Genomic DNA, 18,999 nt, shown 5'->3' on the forward strand with positions numbered 1-18,999 from the left:
CGCCCCCGCGCCCGCGCGCGCCGCCCGCGCGCGCGCCGCGCGCGCCGCCCCCCCCCCCCCCCCCGCCTCGAGGGGGGTCAGACCCCGTCCACGCGGCGGCGGCGCGGGTCGGGGGACGCGGGAGCGACACGCCGGGGGACGCTTACGCTCCCCGCGGCCCTGCCGACAGTGCACCTCGACGGCGGCACAGGATGTGCGGTCGTGGGCGCAGGATGCGCCCGAAACGACGAATGGATTTGTCATGATCGTGGTCACACGGCTCAACGGCAGTCGCTTCGCGGTCAACCCGGACCTCGTGGAGCGCGTGCAGGCGAGCCCCGACACCACCCTGGTGCTGGTCGGCGGCACGACGTACATCGTGCGCGAGAGCCTCGACGAGGTCATCGACCTCATCGCCGCCTACCGTGCGCGCGTCATCTCGAGCGCCTACGCCGGCCCGGCCGAGCACCCGGCCCGCGCGACCGGCGCACCGCAGACGGCTCCCGTCGTCGCGCTCCCGCGCCCGGCGCTCGGCCTGGTCGACACCGACGGGGTGCGCTGATGGATCCGGCGACCATCATCGGCATCGTCGTCGCGTTCGGCGCGATGTACACGATGATCGCGCTCGAGGGCGCCGACGTGACGAGCATCCTGCTCCCGGCCCCGATGATCCTCGTGTTCGGCGCGACCCTCGCGGTCGGGTTCGCGAGCGGCACCATCCCCGACGCGATCCTCGCGTTCAAGGCGCTGCCCCGCGCGTTCAAGGGCGGCATCGGCAAGCCGCAGGTGGTCATCGACCGGGTGGTGGAGTTCGCCGAGATCGCCCGCAAGGACGGGCTCCTCGCGCTCGAGCAGCACGCCGGCGACGAGAAGGACGATTTTCTGAAGCTCGCTCTGCAGAACATCGCCGACGGCATGGACGCGGAGGAGCTGCGCGAGCTCCTCGAGGACGAGATCGCCACCCGCGATCGCGTCAACCGCACCGCGGCCAAGTTCTTCAACACGATCGGCGGCTACGCGCCCACGATCGGCATCATCGGCACGGTCATCTCGCTGACCCACGTGCTCGAGAACCTGTCGAGCCCCGACAAGCTCGGCCACTCCATCGCGGGGGCGTTCGTGGCGACCCTGTGGGGCGTCCTGTCGGCCAACCTGATCTGGCTGCCGATCGGCACCCGTCTGACCCGTCTCGCGGACCTCGACTCCGAGCGCATGCACCTCCTCCTGGAGGGGATGCTGGCCGTCCAGGCCGGCAGCCAGCCGCGCGTGCTCGGGGAGCGGCTCCTCGCGATGGTGCCGGCCCACGCTCGGGGCTCGGCCGGTAAGGGGGAGAAGCCTCTCAAGGAGGCGGCGTGAGCCGCCGCCGTCGCCAGGCCGCGGGGGGCGACCACGGCGGCGGGGGCGGCCACGGCGGCGGCGACGAGCGCTGGATGGCGTCCTACATGGACATGGTCACCGTGCTCATGTGCCTGTTCATCGTGCTCTACGCGATGTCGACGATCGACCAGAACAAGTTCGAGAAGCTCCGCTTCGCCCTGTCGACCGGCTTCGGCCAGGTCGCGTCGAAGACCGTCGACACGGCCTCCGGTGTCGTCGTCCCCCCGAACCTCGTCGACAAGAAGGGCAACGGCTTCGCGGCCCAGGCCGACGTGGCCGAGGCGGTCAAGGAGGTCAACGACCTGAAGGCGATGGAGGAGGCGATCCAGGCGAGCCTGCAGTCGCACGGTGTCGCCGACAAGGTCGGCTTCGACATCGACCAGCGCGGTCTCACGATCAAACTCATCGGCACGCAGACGTTCTTCGACGGCAACAGCGCCGTGCTCCGGCCCGAGTCGCAGTCGATCATCGATTCGATCGCCCCGGTCGTCGCGTCGAGCACCAACCAGATCTCGATCGAGGGCCACGCGGACGTTCACGGGAGCCCCGCGCCCTACGTGAGCGACTGGGACCTCTCCACCAGTCGGGCGACGAGCGTCCTGCGCCGCTTCGTCGACACCGACGGGATCGCGGGGCCGCGGATGTCGGCGACCGGTTACGGATCGTCGCGCCCCGCCTCCACCGACCCGAACGACATGGCCGCCAACCGCCGCGTCGACATCGTGATCCTGAGCGACAAGTCGGAGGACATCCGCCGGCTGATCCCCGGCATCCTCGACGGCTCCATCGACCCGAACCAGGCCGTCGACCCGGCGACCGGAAGGAACGTCTCGCCCGCCGACGTGACGAGGAAGCCGGTGAGCGGCACGGGCACGACCTCGACCGCGACCGGCGGCGACACGGCCGGCGCGACGAACCGCGACACGCAAAAGGGGGGCGCGCAGCACTGACCCCGGGCCTTACCGGCCACTGAGCCGGACCGATAGTGCCCTGCATGACGGTTCAGGTCATGCCGGGCGTCGCCGCGCGCCCGGACGCGGAGGTCTACGACTTCCGCAGCCCCGCGACGCTGGCACGCGACCAGGCGCGCGCGCTCGATCTCGCGTTCGAGACCTTCGCGCGGCAGTGGGGCATCCAGTTCACGGCGAAGCTGCGCACGGTCTGCCGCATCGCGACAACCGGCACCGCGATCTCCGCGTACGACGACTACACGGCCCGGATGCCGGCGGGCGCCGCGCTCGCGCTCATCCCGATGGGCCCGGCCGGCGCGCGCGCCGTGTTCCAGCTCTCGGCCGCCGACATGCTCGGCTGGGTCGGTCGGATGCTCGGCGGCGCAGGTGTGCTCCCGCCGCCGGAGCGCCCCTTCACGACGATCGAGCTCGCCATGATCCGCAAGCTCCTCGACGAGACCCTCGAAGAGCTCGGCTACTCGTTCGGCGCCTTCCTCCCGCGCGACCTCGCGGTCGAGGCCGTGCACGCGAGCGCGCAGCTCGCCCAGGCCGCGGCCCCGGCCGACCTCATGGTGGTCGCGTCGTTCCACCTCCGCATCGGGGAAGCGGAGACGGCGGCGACCCTCGCGATCCCCGCCTCCGTCCTGCTGCCGGCCCTCGGCTCGGTGGAGGAGCCGGCCGGCCCCAGCGAGAACGCCGAGCGGCTGCGCGGTCAGCTCGCCGCCGCACCCGTCGGCGTGGCGGCGCGGTTCGCCCCGCTGACCGTCAACCCGGGCGTCGTGCTCGACCTCGCGGTCGGCGACGTCCTCCGCCTGCCCCACCCCGCCTCCCGCCCGCTCGACGTGGCCGTGGACGGGATCGCCGTGGCCACCGCCGCGATCGGGTCCACCGGATCCCGTCTCGCGTGCGTCGTGGTCGACACCGAGGAGTCATGATGACCACCGCCCGCGCCGACACCGCCGCCTTCGCCCGCATCGCCGAGGCGCTTGCGGACGGCTTCCCCTCCGCCTCCCGCCCGCGGGCCCTTCCCGCGCACGAGCCGCTCGTGACCGCCGAGCTCGCGGCGAACGCCGTGATCGCGACCTTCGTCGGCGAGCGGAGCGCCGACCTCGCGGTCGTCGTCGGCGACCCGGCCACCCTCGCGGAGGCGGCGGGCAGCGACCTCGTCGCGCTCGGCGACGTGCTCCGCCCCGCGCTCGAGGCCGCCGCCGCGACGATCGGCACCGGCCTCCTCGGGGCGATCTCGGAGGGCGACGCCGCGGGCCTCTTCGGCGACCCGGACGCCGAGGTCTACGAGCTGACCACGCACGACGGCGTCGTCGCCTGGCTCGCGGTGCGGCTGCGCGACGCGCCGACCGCCGCGCCCCTCGACGCGGGCGAGATCGGCGAGCGCCTCGGGCGCATCAACGACGTGGAGATGGCGCTGACCGTCGAGGTCGGCCGCACCCGGATGTCGGTGCGCGAGGTCCTCTCGCTCACCCCCGGGGCGGTCATCGAGCTCGACCGCTCGGTCGGCGCCCCCGCCGACGTGCTGCTGAACGGCCGGCTCATCGCGCAGGGCGAGATCGTGGTCGTCGACCAGGACTTCGCGGTGCGCATCACGCGCATCCTCGACGGCGCCGAGGGTGCGCGCTGATGGATGCCGACACGCTCTTCCTGGTGCTGCGCGTCGTCGTGGCGCTCGGGGTCGTGCTCGCGGTGCTCTGGGTGCTGCGGCGCCGGCTCGCCAAGGGCGGCGCGAAGCCGTCCGGTGCGCGATCGTCCGGCAAGCGCTCGACGCTGTCGCTGTTCGGCCGCACCCCGCGCGGGGCGACCGCGGCCGTGCGCGGCCGGCACGCGCTCGGGCAGAAGTCGTCGGTCGCGGTCGTCGAATTCGACGGGCGCGAGTTCCTCCTCGGCGTGACCGAGCACGGCGTCACCGTGCTGCACGAGGCCGGCACGGAGGCCCCGGAGGCGTCGGTTGAGCCTGTCGAGACATCGGCACCGGTCGAGACCTTTGCGCCGGTCGAGCCTGCGCCGGTCGAGCCCGTCGAGACCTCCGCCCCCGAGGCCCCGACCGCCACCGCGACGGACACGACCCCCGCCCCCGACTGGGCAGCCCTCTTCGCCCGCGAGCTCCTCGCCGCCCAGCAGGCGATGGCCGCCGAGCAGCAGCCCGCGCCCGCTCCCGCCATCGCCGCACCCGTCGCGACCCCCGCGCCGGCACCCGCCGCCGAGCTCGCCCACGAGCCCGCCACCGTCTTCGCGCCGCGCTACGCGCGCTCCGCCGCGCCGGCTGTTGAGGCCGACGACGAGATCGACCCCGCCTCGGGTCTCGTGCCCCGACCGCTCCCGGTCCGCACGCTCGTCACCGGCCAGTTCGTCGCGGAGGTCGAGCTCATGCCGCTGCCGACCTCCGCGATCCCGGTCGTCCCGGTCGCCGCCGCGGCCCCGGAGCCCGCGCCGGCGCCCGTCGCCGTCACCCCGCCGCCGGTCCCGCGCCCGACGCCGGCGAGCGCGGTCCTCCCGACCACCGCGATGATCCCGACCATCGTCATGGCCCCGCGCCCCGCGCCGGCCCCGGTCCCCGCGCCGGCCCCGGTCGCGGTCCCCGCGCCGGAGCCCGAGCTGCAGCCCGTCCCGCTCGCCCCGGTCCCCGCGCCCGCCTCGACGTCACCGCTCGCCGGCTCCATCCTGTCGCCGGAGACCTGGCGTCAGACCGTGGACGCGTTCCGCCAGCTCCGATGATCCCCACCGCCCGCGCGCGTCGCCTGTCGACGCGCCTGCTCGTCGCGCTCGGCGTCATCGCCGCAGGCGGCGTGCTGGCCCTGCTCCCGGCCGCGGCCGCGAGCGCGGCGCCGGGCGACCCCACCCCCGTGCCGACACCGGGCGGCTCGATCGGCAGCACCCTCACGATCGGCATCAACGGCCCGGACGGCACCCCGTCGCAGTCGGTGCTCGTGCTGCTCGGCGTGACCGCGCTCTCGATCGCCCCGGCGCTGCTCCTGTGCGTGACCTCGTTCACGAAGATCTTCATGGTCCTCGCGATGACGCGGAACGCCCTCGGCCTCAACACCCTGCCCCCGACCCAGGTGATCGCCGGACTCGCGCTGTTCCTGTCGATCTTCATCATGTGGCCGGTGCTGACCCAGATCAATCAGGCGGCCGTCCAGCCCTACATGGACGGCTCCATCGACTTCCAGCAGGCGATCCACCTGGGTCTCGGGCCGCTGCGCACCTGGATGCTCTCGCACACCCGCCAGGAGGACCTCGCGCTCATGACGCGCGCGGCCGGCCTCCCGAACCCCCACGATCACGCGAGCGTGCCGACGCAGACTCTCGTGCCGTCGTTCATGCTGAGCGAGATGCGCTCGGCGTTCATCATCGGGTTCGTCGTCTTCGTGCCGTTCCTCGTGATCGACCTCGTCGTCTCCTCGGGCCTCATGGCGCTCGGCATGATGATGCTGCCGCCGGTCATGGTCTCGCTGCCGTTCAAGATCCTGCTGTTCGTCCTCGTCGACGGCTGGGGCCTCATCATCCAGGCGCTCATCGGCAGCTACACGCAGGGCGGGGGCGGCTGATGTCGACCTCCGCCGTCATGGACGTTTTCATCCACGCCCTCACCACCGCGGCCATGCTCGCGGCGCCGATGCTCATCACGGCGCTCGTCGTCGGGCTCGCGATCTCGATCCTCCAGTCGATCACGCAGGTGCAGGAGCAGACGGTCGCCTTCGTGCCAAAGCTCGTGGCGGTCGCGATCGCGCTCGTCGTCTGCGGGCAGTGGATGATCTCCGAGCTCGTCACGTTCACCCACCAGCTGTTCGACCAGATCCCGGCCCTGCTCGCGAGCGTCGGATGATCGCGCTCGACACCGGCTGGCTCGAGGGGGTCGCGCTCGCCTGCATCCGGATCACCGCGTTCCTGCTCGTCGCGCCGCCGTTCTCGCACCAGGGCATCCCGGTCCGGATCAAGGCGATGCTCGGCGTCGGCATCGCGGTCGCGGTCGTCCCGTCGCTCCGGCACGACCAGTACTCGATGCAGGACGTCGGCCCGTTCCTGCTCTCGCTCGTCGCGGAGGCGCTCACCGGGCTCGCGCTCGGGTTCCTCGTCATGCTCGTGTTCGCCGCGGTGCAGTCGGCGGGCGGCCTCATCGACCTGTTCGGCGGATTCCAGCTCGCCTCCGGCTACGACCCGCAGATGAACGTCAACGGCGCGCAGTTCACCCGCCTGCTGCAGATGGTGGCGCTCGCGCTGCTGTTCGCCTCCGACGGCTACCAGCTCGTGCTCGGCGGGCTCATCCGCAGCTTCGTCGCGATCCCGCTCGGCGGCCACATCGACATGGCGCACCTCGCCGACGTGCTCGTCGCGGGGTTCAGCCAGATGTTCCTCGCCGCGGTGCAGATCGCCGGACCGCTCATCGTCGTGCTCGTGCTCGCGGACGTCGGCCTCGGCCTCCTCACGCGCGTCGCCCCTGCGCTCAACGCGTTCTCGCTCGGCTTCCCGCTGAAGATCCTGGCGACCGTCGCGGTCGGGGCGGTCGCGTTCGTCGCGCTGCCGCAGATCGTCTCGGGGCTCTCGAGCCGGGCGCTCGACATGCTCGGCGGGGTGAGCTGATGTCCGACGCGGGGGAGCGCACCGAGAAGGCGACGCCGAAGCGGATGAAGGAGGCCCGCGAGAAGGGCCGCCTCGGCATCTCGCGCGACCTCGTCGCATGGCTGGGGGTCGCGGCCGTGGTCGCGACCGTCCCGGGGGTGCTGCAGAACGAGACGGCCGTGCTCGAGGGCGCGGTCCTCGGGATCGACCGGGTGATCCGGCATCCCGAGGCGGCGCGCGCGGTCACAGCGCTCACCGACGTGGCCGGGGCGGCGGCGGGTGCGGCGATCCCGCTGCTCGCGGCCGCCTTCGTCTCGGGGATCCTCGCCACCGCCGTGCAGGGCGGCATCCACTTGAAGCGTCTCGGCGCCGACCTGTCGCACATGAACCCGCTGAGCGGGCTGAAGCGCATGTTCGGGTTGCAGGCGCTGTGGGAGGGCGGCAAGGCGCTCCTCAAGAGCGCGGTCGTGGCCGGGGTGCTCGTGCTCGTCGTGCAGGGGCTCGCGCCCGAGCTCATGAGCGCCGGCGCGCTGCCCGTCGCGAACCTCGTCGCGACCGCGTCGCAGGCCGTCGGCACCCTCGTCGAGGTCGCGGTCGGCGCGGGCCTCGCGCTCGCCGCGGTCGACCTCCTCGTCGTCATGCGCCGCAACCGCAAGCAGACGCGCATGACGAAGAAGGAGGTGCGCGACGAGATGAAGAGCTCGGAGGGCGACCCGCACGTGCGCGCCCAGCGCCGATCCCGCGCGCTCGCCCTGACGCGCAACCGCATGATCCAGGCGGTCGAGGCGGCCGACGTCGTGCTCGTGAACCCGACCCACGTCGCCGTCGCGCTCGCCTACGAGCCGGGGCGTGCAGCTCCGCGCGTCGTCGCGAAGGGCGCCGACGAGGTCGCCGCCCGCATCCGCGAGAAGGCGGCCGAGCACCGGGTGCCGCTGATCAAGGACATCGTGCTCGCCCGCGCGCTCCACTCGAGCTGCGAGGTCGGGCAGGAGATCCCCGCCGAGCTCTACACCGCCGTCGCCCGTGTCCTCGCCTTCGTCCTGGCGCTCAAGCGCCGCGGCGGCAGCGGCGGCGTCCACGAGCTGCGGCCCGCCGCTTAAGAAGAGGAACGAGAGATGAATCAGATCCGTCGCCGGCTGCCGGCGTTCGCCGTGCCGATCGGCATCGTCGCCATCGTCCTGCTGCTCGTCGTGCCGGTGCCCGCGTGGCTCCTCGACGTGCTCATCATCATCAACATCCTGTTCGCGCTCGTCATCCTCCTGACCACGCTGTTCGTCAAGAAGCCGCTCGACTTCTCCGTGTTCCCATCGCTGCTGCTCGTCGCGACCCTGTTCCGCCTGGGCCTCAACGTCGCCTCCACGCGCCTCGTGCTCGGGCAGGGGTTCGCGGGGCAGGTGATCCAGTCGCTCGGCACCGTGGCCGTCGGCGGCTCGCTCATCATCGGCGCCGTCATCTTCCTGATCCTCGTCATCATCCAGTTCGTCGTGGTCACCAAGGGCGCCGAGCGCGTCGCGGAGGTCGGCGCACGCTTCACCCTCGACGCGATGCCCGGCAAGCAGATGGCGATCGACGCCGACCTCAACGCCGGCGCGATCACCGAGGCCGAGGCGCGGAAGCGCCGGCAGGAGGTCGCGGCGGAGGCCGACTTCTACGGCGCGATGGACGGCGCCTCGAAGTTCGTGAAGGGCGACGCGATCGCCGGGATCATCATCATCGCCGTGAACATCGTCGGCGGCCTCGGGATCGGCATGCTCCAGCGCGGCATGGACATCACCGACGCGCTCAACACCTACAGCCATCTGACGATCGGCGACGGTCTCGTCTCGCAGATCCCCGCGCTGCTCCTCGCGGTCTCCACCGGCATGATCGTCACCCGGTCGGGCTCCGAGGCCGACATGGGCACGACGACCTCGAAGCAGCTGTCGCAGTCGCAGGTCGCCATCATGATCGCCGGCATCGCCGCGATCGTGCTCGGGCTCGTGCCGGGCATGCCGATCGTGCCGTTCGCGGTCGTCGGGATCCTGCTCATCATCGCGTCGCGCCGCATCGCCGCGGGGCAGAAGAAGCGCGCGGCGGAGGCCGCCGCCGAGGCGGAGCACGGCGACCAGCTGCCGACCGACTCCACCGACGAGCTGCTCGAGTCGATGCGCGTGCACGCGCTCGAGGTGCAGCTCGCGCCCGACCTCGTCGATCTCGTCTCCGGGGCGAGCGACGACCTGCTCGGCCGGGTCAAGGCGCTCCGCCGCCGCATCGCGCTCGACATGGGCTTCGTCGTGCCGCCCGTGCGCACGCGCGACCAGCTCGACCTGCCGCCCTCGACCTACGTCATCCGCGTCGCCGGCGTCGAGGCGGGCCGCGGGACGGCGCCGGCCGGCCGCGTGCTCGCGCTCGGCGACCAGCTCGACGCGCTGCCCGGCACGTCGACCGTCGATCCGGTGTTCGGGCTCCCCGGCAAGTGGGTGCCGACCGAGCTGCGGCACGGTGCCGAGCTCGCGGGCGCGACCGTCATCGACCGCGGCTCCGTCGTCGTCACGCACCTGTCGGCGGTCATCTCGGCGAACGCCGCGCGGCTGCTCAGCCGGGAGGACGTCCGCGTGCTGACCGACGCCGTCAAGCAGGCGAATCCGGCCGCCGTCGACGAGCTCGTGCCGGGGCTGCTGGGGCTCAGCGACGTCCAGCGGGTGCTGCAGGCGCTCCTCGCGGAGCGGGTGCCGATCAACGACCTCGGCCGCATCTACGAGGCGCTCGCCGGACGCGCGAAGATCTCCACGGATCCCGAGGGCCTCGTCGAGGCCGCCCGCGGCGCGCTCGGCCCGGCCCTCGTGGCGCCGCACCTCGAGGACGGCCTGCTGCGCGTGGTGATGATCGACCCGGCGCTCGAGCAGACGATGCTCGAGGGGCTCCGCCCGTCGGAGCTGGGCACGCAGATCATGCTCGACCCGTCCCGCCTCGAGCAGGTGCTCGGCTCGCTCACCACCGCGCTTCAGATGGCGGAGGAGCGCGGGGCGACCCCGGTGCTCGTCTGCGCCCCGGCGCTCCGTCCGGCCGTTCGCCGGCTCGTCGGACCGCAGAACTCCCAGCTCGCCGTCCTCTCCTACGCCGAGGTGACGTCGTCGAACGTGCGCATCGAGACCGTGGGGGTGGTGCGTGCCGTCGACACGATTGCGGCTTGACCCGAAGGAGCTCCGCGGCGCCGCCGCCCGGGTGCGCGCCGAGTTCGGGCCGGGGGCCCGCATCCTCTCCGCCGAGGAGATCCGCGTCGGGGGCATCGGGGGGTTCTTCGCGCGCCGCGTGTACGAGCTGACGATCGAGCACGATCCGCAAGCCGATGAACTCCGCTCTTCCGCGGCTCCGGCGACTCCGCGCATGTCCGGCATCGCCGCACTGCTCGAGCAGGCCGACCGCGACGAGGCCTTTCTGCCCGCCGCCGCCGGCGTGGGCAGCGCGCAGGGCATCTCGACTCAGTCCGACGACTTCTCCTCGATCCTCGGCGCGCTCGCCGTCTCGATCGACGCGCCCGTCACGGCGGCGCCCTCGGAGCCGACGCGCTTCCGGCCGGAACCGGGCGGACTGCTCGCGATCGCGGGGCTCCGCGACGACGCGCTCCGCGTCGCCCTCGACGTCGCCGGCCGCACCCCCGGGGCGCAGCTCGGCGTCGCGGGCGACCTCGGCGGCACGCTGCCGCGCGTGGAGGACCGCCGTGAGGCCGTCGCTCTGCGGGCCCGGGGCGTCGAGGCCGACGCCATCGCGATCGTCGCGATCGGCCTCGGGTCGGGCGGCCCGATCGCCGAAGCCAACGCGAGCCGGGTGCCGCTCATCGGCGCCGATGCCGTCTGGGTCGCCGTCGACGCCACCCGGAAGCCGGAGGACACGGCGCGCTGGGTCGCGGCCGTCGTCGCGGCGGCCCCGGTGCGCGAGATGGCGGTGCTCGACGCCCCGCTCACCGAGTCGCCGGAATCGGTGCACGACCTGGGATTGCGCCAGGCCTGGCCGACCGCCGATCACTTGCAGAAGTGATATCGAGAGTCCTGCGGAAGTGATATCGAAAATCCTGCAGAAGTGATATTCATAACCCTGCAGCAGTGATACCGTCGGCGCGTGGCTGAGTACCGTGAGCGCGTCATCGACAAGCAGATCGCGGCCGCTCTGTCCACCTTCGGTGCCGTCATCCTCGAGGGGCCGCGGGCGGTCGGCAAGACCACGACGGCGTTGCAGCACGCGGCGAGCTCCGTGCGACTCGACTCCTCGCCGGATCTGGTGACGCTCGCCGAGACGTCGCCTGACACTGTCCTCGCGGGAGAGACCCCCCGACTCGTCGACGAATGGCAGCTCGCTCCCACCCTGTGGAATGCGGTGCGCCATGCCGTGGACGTCCGTCACGAAGCGGGCCAGTTCGTCCTGACCGGGTCGGCGACTCCCTCCGACGACGCGACCCGCCATAGCGGAGCCGGTCGTTTCCGTCGACTGACGCTGCGACCGATGACGCTGAGCGAGAGCGGCGAGTCCACGGGCGCGGTCCTCTTCTCCGACCTCCTCCAACCGGGCGCCATCGCGGGACTCGGCGGGCCCGACGTCGAGGAGTACGCCCGCCTGATCGTCCGGGGCGGATGGCCGGCACTCCTCGAGCGGCCGGGTCGCTCCGCCACCGACTACCTGAGCGCCTACCTGGATGACGTCTCGCGCACTGACCTCGCCCTGGTCGACACCCGTGTCGATCCGATCCGGATGCGGGCACTGATGCGCGCCCTTGCCCGGAACGTCTCGACCGAGGTTGCGGCCGCGAGGCTGGCGACCGAGGCCGAGCTGGGTGACGCCGGTTCGCTCTCGGCTCAGACCGTCCGCAAATATCTCGACGCCCTCACCCGGGTGAAGGTCGTCGAGGAACAGCCGGCATGGGCGCCCCACCTCCGCTCGGCGACCCGGCTCCGTGTGAGCCCGACGTGGCATTTCATCGACCCGTCGCTGGCCGCAGCCGCGCTCGGGGCGTCGCCTCGGGCACTGATCGACGACCCCGCGACTCTCGGCTTCCTGTTCGAGTCGCTCGTCATCCGTGATCTGCGCGTCTACGCCGACACGCTGGGGGGCGCCGTCCTGCACTACCGCGATGGTGAGGGACTCGAGGTGGATGCGATCGTCGACCTTCCGGATGGCCGATGGGCGGCGTTCGAGATCAAGCTCGGCGGGCAGGCGAACATCGACGCCGCCTCCGCGAGTCTGCGGAAGCTGGCGGCGAGGGTCAGCGAACAGCGCGCCGCCTCGCTCGCGGGCCTCGTCGTCGTCACGGCCGGGAAGACGAGCCTGACCCGACCCGATGGCGTCAAGGTCGTCTCGCTCGGGCATCTCACGGCGGCGTGATCGCCGGCGAACCGGCCGGCTCGCTCTGCTGAGTCCGATGCGCGCACGCTAGCCTGGGTCGATGCTGGTCCTGACCCGGAAGCGCGGCGAGCGCATCCTCATCGGCGACGACATCGTCGTCACGGTCATGGACGTGAAGGGCGACAGCGTCCGCATCGGGATCGAGGCGCCGTCCGGGGTCCGCATCCACCGCGCCGAGGTCGTCGAGGCGGTCACGCAGGCGAACGTCGCCGCAGCGTCGGAGCCCGCGGGCGACGCCGCGGGGCTGGCCGACGCGCTGACCCGCCGGCGTCCCGCTGACACGGACTGACCCCTCCCGCCGCGTCGCCTCCCCTCGCTAGGCTGAGCGAGACCCGCGAAGGAGCCCCGGCATGAGCGACGAGACCCCGACGACACCCGCGAAGAGCGAGCCGGATCCGGAGGAGCGGGAGACGGGCGCGGATGCGACGACGGCGCACGAGCCGATCGACCGGCCGGCCGATACCCCCGAGGTCGCCGATGTCGAGAACGGCCCAGCGGTCGAGAAGGTCACCGCGGCGGCCGAGCCCGTCCCGGTGACCGCCGACCCGGCATCCGCGGGCGTCGCCGAGCCGGCCACGGCACGGAACGCCGCGACGGCGACCCCGGCCGCGCAGGATCACCGGGTCGTCTACGTCGAGGCCCCGGCGCCGCCGCGCGTCCGCGGCAATCGGGTCGTCGGCACCCTCCTCGCCCTCGTCGGCGCCGTCGTCTTCGCCGCCCTCTTCGCTCTCGTCGCGGGCCTGCTCTACGCGATGGGGGGCGATCCGCTGTTCGGCGGCCGCTTCGGCGCGTTCGTGGCCAGCGCCGCGTTCTGGGTGCCCGTCCTCGTGTTCGTGCTCGCCTTCATCCTCGAGGTCGTCATCGTCAACCGCGGCGGCTGGGCGGCCCACGTGTTCGGCAGCCTGCTGCTCGCCTTCATCGTCTACTTCGCGAGCATCGGGCTGCTGCTGCTCGTCGGCAACGTGTTCTCGAACCAGCACGTCACGTTCACGCAGATCGCCCTGACGCCGCAGATCATCGCCTCGGCGGTCATCGCGCGCGAGGTCGCGATCTGGTTCGGGCTCGGGATCGCGCGGCGCGGCCGCTCGGTCCGGACCCGCAACGCGGAGGCGAAGGAGAGCTACGAGCGCGAGGTCGCCGAGCAGCGGGCGCGGTATGCGCGCCCGACCGGCGCGTCGGAGCCGACCGCCTGAGACGCGTCCGCCGGGCGGCCGACGTATAACCCGATCCGAATACCCCCGATCACGGGACTACCCGGGCAGGACACGCCGCACATAGCCTGACGGCACCGGGGAAACGGGATCGCGTCACCTGCACGCGAGATTCCCCGGGGTTCTCGCGAATCGGGGGGTGAGCGAGGGCCGACGCATCGCCGAGGGGGTGGTGGTGTGAGCTCCCTGTCCGAGATCCTCATCATCCGCGGCTTCATGCCGATCACGAGCCTCGACACGCTGTCGGGCGATCCCGCTGATGATGAGGCCACGGTCCGACAGCTCGTCGACGGCGGGATCGTCACCGAGAGCCAGGTCGCTTCGGCCCGCGCCGCGCAGCTGGGGCTGCCGTTCGTGGACCTCACCGAGTTCCCGGTCGACCAGACGGTCGTGGCGCTCGTGCCCGGACCTCTCCTGCGGCGCCACCAGGTGCTGCCGATCGCCCGCGACGGCGACCGGCTCCTGCTCGCGATGGCCGACCCGGGCAATGTGCTCGCCGTGGACGACATCCGTGCCGCCGTGCGCCTGCAGGTGCGGCCGGTCGTCGCCGAGCGCTCGGACCTGGCCGCAGCGCTCGAGCGCTTCGTCCGCTCGGACGGCGAGCTCAGCGAGCTGACCACCGCCATCGTCGAGGAGACGAGCGGCCCCGCCGACCTCGTGCCCGTCGTCGCCGAGCCGACCGAGGACGACGCGCCGATCGTGCGTTTCGTCAACCTGCTGATCAGCCAGGCGATCTCCGACAAGGCGTCCGACATCCACATCGAGCCCGGCGAGCGCGACGTGCTGGTCCGCTACCGGATCGACGGCGTGCTGCACGAGATGCAGCGGGCCCCGAAGAACATCCAGAACGGCGTCATCTCCCGGCTCAAGATCATGAGCGACATCGACATCGCCGAGCGCCGGAAGCCTCAGGACGGCCGCATCTCGGTCGTCCACGGCGGTCGCCAGATCGACCTCCGCGTCGCGACCCTGCCGACCGTGCACGGCGAGAAGATCGTCATGCGGATCCTCGACAACGCGTCGACCGGCCTCGGCATGGAGCAGCTGCACCTGCTCGAGCGCAACTTCGAGACGTACCGCCGGTCGTACACGAAGCCGTACGGGATGATCCTCGTCACCGGTCCGACCGGATCCGGCAAGTCGACGACCCTGTACACGACGCTGCACGCGGTGGCCCGACCCGAGATCAACGTCATCACGGTCGAGGACCCGGTCGAGTACCGGATGGCCGGTATCAACCAGGTGCAGGTCAACCCCAAGGCGGGCCTCACCTTCGCGAGCGCGCTGCGCAGCATCCTCCGGTCCGATCCCGACGTCGTCCTCCTCGGCGAGATCCGCGACCACGAGACCGCCCAGATCGCGATCGAGGCGGCCCTCACCGGCCACCTCGTGCTCTCCACCCTGCACACCAACGACGCGCCGAGCGCGATCACCCGACTCACCGAGATGGACATCGAACCCTTCCTGGTCGGGTCGGCGATCGACTGCGTGGTCGCCCAGCGGCTCGCGCGCCGCCTCTGCGACCGCTGCCGGCAGCCGTACCAGCCGGTGCCGCAGGACCTGGCCGCGCTCGGATTCCCGATGGATCCCATGGGCGGCGTGCCGACCCTCTACAAGCCGGTCGGATGCACCGCGTGCTCCGGCACCGGCTACCGCGGGCGCATCGCGCTGCACGAGGTCATGTCCGTGACGGAGGACATCGAGCGACTCGCCGTCGCCCGCGCCTCGAGCGCCGAGATCGGTCGTGTCGCGATCGCGCAGGGCATGTCGACGCTCCGCCAGGACGGCTGGGCGAAGTGCGCGCTCGGCCTCACGGCCGTCGACGAGGTCCTGCGGGTGGTGGCATGAGCAGCCACGCCCTGGACCCGCAGGAAGGGATGCCATCCGTGCCGAACCAGCCCTACGAGATCCCGGTCGGGGGCGGCGCGATGCAGCCGCCCGAGCGAGTGCTGCCGACACCGGACGCGGGGTTCGGGCTGGTCGACTACTCGCAGTTGCCGCCGCCGTCGGTGGGGCCGGTCGATGCCGTCGCCCCGTCGCCGCCGACGACGCCCGCCGAGCCGTCGATTCCCGGGTTCACGCCCGCGCCGATCGCGCAGCCGACGCTGCTCTCGCAGATCACGGACGCTCCGCCGGTCCCGACACCCGCGGTGGTCCCCGTTCCCGTGTCGCCGACCGCGGCGGCGGAGGCGGCCCGCCGGACATCCGCCGTGTCGGATGCGCTGAGCGGCTTCCCCGGGCTCATCCTGCCGGGCTCGCCGGCGGACCTCACCTGGACCCCTGCTCCCGTTCCCCCGGTCGAGGAGGTGGGCCAGGCTCCGACCTTCGAGGTCCTCCCCCCGGAGTCGAGCCGTGCGCGACGGTCGCCCGTTGCGACGTTCATCGAGGACGAGTACACGCTCGAGGCCCGTGCCCGCGTCGACATCGAGCTCATCAACGCCCTGGAGGCGGTCGTCAACCAGGGAGCCTCCGATCTCCACGTCTCGAGCAACACGCCGCCGATGATCCGCGTCGACGGCGCGCTGCGCCCCATCCCCGGGACCGACATCTGGGACAGGGAGCGGGTGGCGTCGGCGCTCTACAGCCTCATGACCGACGAGCAGCGCAAGCAGTTCGACGAGCACTTGGAGCTCGACTTCGCGTTCACGCTCTCCGAGCAGTCCCGGTTCCGCGTCAACTACTACCTGCAGCGTGGCGCGATCGGCGGGGCGTTCCGTCTCATCCCGACGAAGATCAAACAGCTCGAGGAGCTCGGGGTTCCGGACGTGGTGAGCCGATTCGCCGGCCTGCCGCGCGGTCTCGTCCTGGTGACGGGCCCGACCGGTTCGGGCAAGTCGACGACGCTCGCGGCGCTCATCGACCTGGTCAACCGCACGCGCGCCGATCACATCGTCACGGTCGAGGACCCCATCGAGTTCATGCACAAGAACAAGAAGGCGATCGTGAATCAGCGCGAGGTGGGCGCCGACACGAGGAGCTTCGCGAACGCGCTCAAGCACGTGCTCCGTCAAGACCCCGATGTGATCCTGATCGGCGAGCTGCGCGATCTGGAGACCATCTCCGTCGCGCTGACAGCGGCCGAGACCGGCCACCTCGTGTTCGCGACCCTGCACACGCAGAGCGCCGCCGCGACGATCGACCGTGTCATCGACGTCTACCCGCCCCACCAGCAGGATCAGGTGCGCACGCAGCTCGGCACCGTGCTGCAGGGCGTCGTGACCCAGACGCTCGTGCCCCGGGCGAGCGGGGAGGGCCGCGCCGTCGCGACCGAGGTGCTGGTGACGACCCCCGCCATCTCGAACCTCATCCGCGAGGGGAAGAGCTACCAGATCACGTCGATGATGCAGGCCGGACGAGACCTCGGGATGCACACCCTCGACCAGCATCTCGCCGACCTCGTCGACGACGGCACGATCACGCGCGAGGCGGCGTTCGAGAAGTCACAGGACCCGGAGACCCTGACGCGGCTCATCCAGCGCACCGTGAGCACGGGCGCCCCGATGCAGTTCACCGACGATCCGTTCGGGGTCGACCAGCCGATTGGACGCTTCTGATGACGATCACCGCACCCGGGATGCGCAGCTGGAGCTATACCGGCCGGAATTCGTCGGGCAAGCTCGTCAAGGGCAAGCTCGACGGCCCGAACGAGGCCGTGATCGCGGGCAAACTCCAGGGGATGGGGCTCGCGCCGGTCTCCATCGCCGAGGCCTCGAGCACCGGCCTGAACCGCGACGTCAAGATCCCGGGGTTCGAGAAGGGCGTCGACCTCAAGTCGCTCGCCATCATGAGTCGCCAGGCGGCGACGATGATCAGCTCGGGTCTGCCGCTGCTGCGCGCGCTGCACATCCTGTCAGCACAGACGGAGAACAAGAAGCTCGCCGGTCTGCTGGCCCAGGTCGCCCAGGACGTCGAGGGGGGCGGTGCACTGTCGGATGCGCTGGCCAAGCATCCCGTCGACTTCCCGCCGATCATGGTGTCGATGATCCGCGCCGGCGAGACGGGCGGCTTCCTCGAGGGGGCGTTGGAGGCTCTCGCGACGAACTTCGAGAAGGAGGCGAAGCTCCGGTCGGCGATCAAGTCGGCGATGACCTACCCGGTGATGGTGCTGCTGCTGTCGCTCGTCTCGGTCGTGGTGATGCTCGTCTTCATCGTGCCGATCTTCCAGAAGATGTTCGCCGGCCTCGGCAGCTCCCTGCCGGTGCCGACCCAGATCCTGGTGACGATCTCCAACAACATGTGGTGGATCGTGCCGCTGCTCGCCGTGCTCGTGATCGCCGGCGTGGTCTGGTACCGGCGCAACAAGAACACCGAGGCGTTCCGGTCGAAATGGGATCCGTTCAAGCTCCGGGCGCCTGTCTTCGGCACCCTGGCGCGCAAGATCGCGGTCGCCCGCTTCACCCGCAACTTCTCCCAGATGATCGGAGCCGGCGTGCCGATCCTGCAGGCGCTCGGTGTCATCGGCGCCACGTCCGGCAACTGGGTGATCGAGCAGGCGACGAAGCGCGTCTCGGAGTCGGTGCGCCAGGGCCAGTCGCTCGCCAAGCCGCTCGCGGAGGAGCCGGTGTTCCCGCCCATGGTCGTGCAGATGATGGCCGTCGGCGAGGACTCGGGCTCGCTCGAGGTCATGCTCACCAAGATCGCCGACTTCTACGACGACGAGGTCGAGGCGCAGACGGCGGCCCTCACGTCGCTCATCGAGCCGCTGCTGATCGCCTTCCTCGGGGTCGTGATCGGCGGCATGGTCGTCGCGCTCTACATGCCGATCTTCAACATCGCGACGGCGGTGCAGGGAGCGCACTGAGCTCGCACGAGGTGGGGGGGGGCCGCGCGGCCCCGCGGCCTTCGGCGTGCCCGCGAACTGGGGGCATAATCAGCCTCCCACCGGGGATTTTCACCCCTCAAGTGGGGCATTGGATCGGTGTCCCGATTCACCTACTTTGGCCACGTCGGGTCAGCGTCCGTGGGGGGCGGACTCGATTCCCATCACTTTCGAGAAATGGAACAACCTGACATGAACACCCGCATCCAGCGCGCGATCGCTGCTCGTCACGACGCGCTCAAGCAGGGCGACAAGGGCTTCACGCTCATCGAGCTCCTCGTCGTCGTCATCATCATCGGCATCCTGGCCGCCATCGCCATCCCGGTGTACATCGGGGTCCAGAACAACGCGAAGGACTCGTCCGTTCAGTCGGATGTCGCGAACCTGAAGACCGCGGTCGTCTCGATCCAGACCTCGACCGGCCAGCAGCCGACCTCGTTCACCGCTGCGGTGACGAGCCTGCCGGCCGCGCCGCCGGATTGGAAGGGCGCCGGCGCGACCATCGGGTCGGACGACAAGGGCCTCTACTACAAGGGTTCGGGCACGACGTTCTGTGTGTCGGCCCTGAGCAGCACCGGCAGCGTCTTCTTCGCGACCGACACCGACGGGGTCAAGAAGGCCGACAGCTCGGCCACCAAGGCCGAGGACGCGTGCCCGTAAGCCTCTGAGCGAGGCGGGGCGCCGGTTTTCCGGCGCCCCGCCTTCCCAGTGGAGG

Annotated in this window: 19 protein-coding genes; all 19 read left to right on the forward strand. The window is 71.5% G+C overall.

What is annotated here, in order from left to right; all coding sequences use genetic code 11:
- Positions 1-241 precede the first annotated feature (241 nt).
- Entirely contained in the window at positions 242-541 is a 300-nt protein-coding gene (locus tag ACTHM3_RS03035) for a flagellar FlbD family protein (protein WP_440404615.1), read from the forward strand.
- Complete coding sequence (locus tag ACTHM3_RS03040) at positions 541-1,335, forward strand: motility protein A (RefSeq protein WP_440404616.1); 795 nt, start codon at positions 541-543, stop codon at positions 1,333-1,335. The genes ACTHM3_RS03035 and ACTHM3_RS03040 overlap by 1 nt, the downstream gene beginning before the upstream one ends.
- Positions 1,332-2,306, forward strand: a complete 975-nt coding sequence (locus ACTHM3_RS03045; protein WP_440404617.1) for an OmpA/MotB family protein — start codon at positions 1,332-1,334, stop codon at positions 2,304-2,306. Before ACTHM3_RS03040 ends, ACTHM3_RS03045 begins: the two co-directional genes overlap by 4 nt.
- A 44-nt stretch (positions 2,307-2,350) precedes the next feature.
- Complete coding sequence (locus ACTHM3_RS03050) at positions 2,351-3,241, forward strand: flagellar motor switch protein FliM (protein ID WP_440404618.1); 891 nt, start codon at positions 2,351-2,353, stop codon at positions 3,239-3,241.
- Positions 3,241-3,942: a flagellar motor switch protein FliN gene (gene fliN, locus ACTHM3_RS03055; protein WP_440404619.1), complete on the forward strand. Its 702-nt coding sequence runs from the start codon at positions 3,241-3,243 to the stop codon at positions 3,940-3,942. The genes ACTHM3_RS03050 and fliN overlap by 1 nt, the downstream gene beginning before the upstream one ends.
- Entirely contained in the window at positions 3,942-5,033 is a 1,092-nt protein-coding gene (locus ACTHM3_RS03060; protein ID WP_440404620.1) for a flagellar biosynthetic protein FliO, read from the forward strand. Before fliN ends, ACTHM3_RS03060 begins: the two co-directional genes overlap by 1 nt.
- Entirely contained in the window at positions 5,030-5,866 is an 837-nt protein-coding gene (gene fliP / locus ACTHM3_RS03065; RefSeq protein ID WP_440404621.1) for a flagellar type III secretion system pore protein FliP, read from the forward strand. Before ACTHM3_RS03060 ends, fliP begins: the two co-directional genes overlap by 4 nt.
- Entirely contained in the window at positions 5,866-6,144 is a 279-nt protein-coding gene (gene fliQ / locus ACTHM3_RS03070; RefSeq protein WP_440404622.1) for a flagellar biosynthesis protein FliQ, read from the forward strand. The genes fliP and fliQ overlap by 1 nt, the downstream gene beginning before the upstream one ends.
- Entirely contained in the window at positions 6,141-6,899 is a 759-nt protein-coding gene (locus ACTHM3_RS03075) for a flagellar biosynthetic protein FliR (protein ID WP_440404623.1), read from the forward strand. The genes fliQ and ACTHM3_RS03075 overlap by 4 nt, the downstream gene beginning before the upstream one ends.
- A complete protein-coding gene (locus ACTHM3_RS03080) occupies positions 6,899-7,978 on the forward strand; it encodes an EscU/YscU/HrcU family type III secretion system export apparatus switch protein (protein WP_440404624.1) in 1,080 nt (359 codons plus the stop codon). The genes ACTHM3_RS03075 and ACTHM3_RS03080 overlap by 1 nt, the downstream gene beginning before the upstream one ends.
- A gap of 15 nt (positions 7,979-7,993) precedes the next feature.
- Positions 7,994-10,051, forward strand: coding sequence for a flagellar biosynthesis protein FlhA (gene flhA / locus ACTHM3_RS03085; RefSeq protein WP_440404625.1), 2,058 nt, complete (start codon positions 7,994-7,996; stop codon positions 10,049-10,051).
- Positions 10,026-10,895, forward strand: coding sequence for a hypothetical protein (locus ACTHM3_RS03090; RefSeq protein WP_440404626.1), 870 nt, complete (start codon positions 10,026-10,028; stop codon positions 10,893-10,895). Before flhA ends, ACTHM3_RS03090 begins: the two co-directional genes overlap by 26 nt.
- Positions 10,896-10,976: 81 nt before the next feature.
- Positions 10,977-12,233: an ATP-binding protein gene (locus ACTHM3_RS03095; protein WP_440404627.1), complete on the forward strand. Its 1,257-nt coding sequence runs from the start codon at positions 10,977-10,979 to the stop codon at positions 12,231-12,233.
- Positions 12,234-12,294: 61 nt separating this feature from the next.
- Positions 12,295-12,543 (forward strand): carbon storage regulator CsrA, encoded by a 249-nt coding sequence (csrA, locus tag ACTHM3_RS03100; RefSeq protein WP_440404628.1) that lies wholly within the window; start codon positions 12,295-12,297, stop codon positions 12,541-12,543.
- A gap of 61 nt (positions 12,544-12,604) precedes the next feature.
- Positions 12,605-13,447, forward strand: coding sequence for a hypothetical protein (locus ACTHM3_RS03105; protein WP_440404629.1), 843 nt, complete (start codon positions 12,605-12,607; stop codon positions 13,445-13,447).
- A gap of 195 nt (positions 13,448-13,642) precedes the next feature.
- Positions 13,643-15,313: a GspE/PulE family protein gene (locus ACTHM3_RS03110; protein ID WP_440404630.1), complete on the forward strand. Its 1,671-nt coding sequence runs from the start codon at positions 13,643-13,645 to the stop codon at positions 15,311-15,313.
- Positions 15,310-17,019, forward strand: coding sequence for a PilT/PilU family type 4a pilus ATPase (locus ACTHM3_RS03115; protein WP_440404631.1), 1,710 nt, complete (start codon positions 15,310-15,312; stop codon positions 17,017-17,019). Before ACTHM3_RS03110 ends, ACTHM3_RS03115 begins: the two co-directional genes overlap by 4 nt.
- Complete coding sequence (locus ACTHM3_RS03120) at positions 17,019-18,266, forward strand: type II secretion system F family protein (protein WP_440404632.1); 1,248 nt, start codon at positions 17,019-17,021, stop codon at positions 18,264-18,266. Before ACTHM3_RS03115 ends, ACTHM3_RS03120 begins: the two co-directional genes overlap by 1 nt.
- A 210-nt stretch (positions 18,267-18,476) precedes the next feature.
- Positions 18,477-18,944 (forward strand): type II secretion system protein, encoded by a 468-nt coding sequence (locus ACTHM3_RS03125; protein WP_440404633.1) that lies wholly within the window; start codon positions 18,477-18,479, stop codon positions 18,942-18,944.
- Positions 18,945-18,999 lie beyond the last annotated feature (55 nt).

Source organism: Pseudolysinimonas sp. (genome assembly GCF_051954455.1).
In the GTDB taxonomy this organism is placed as follows: Bacteria; Actinomycetota; Actinomycetes; order Actinomycetales; family Microbacteriaceae; genus Pseudolysinimonas.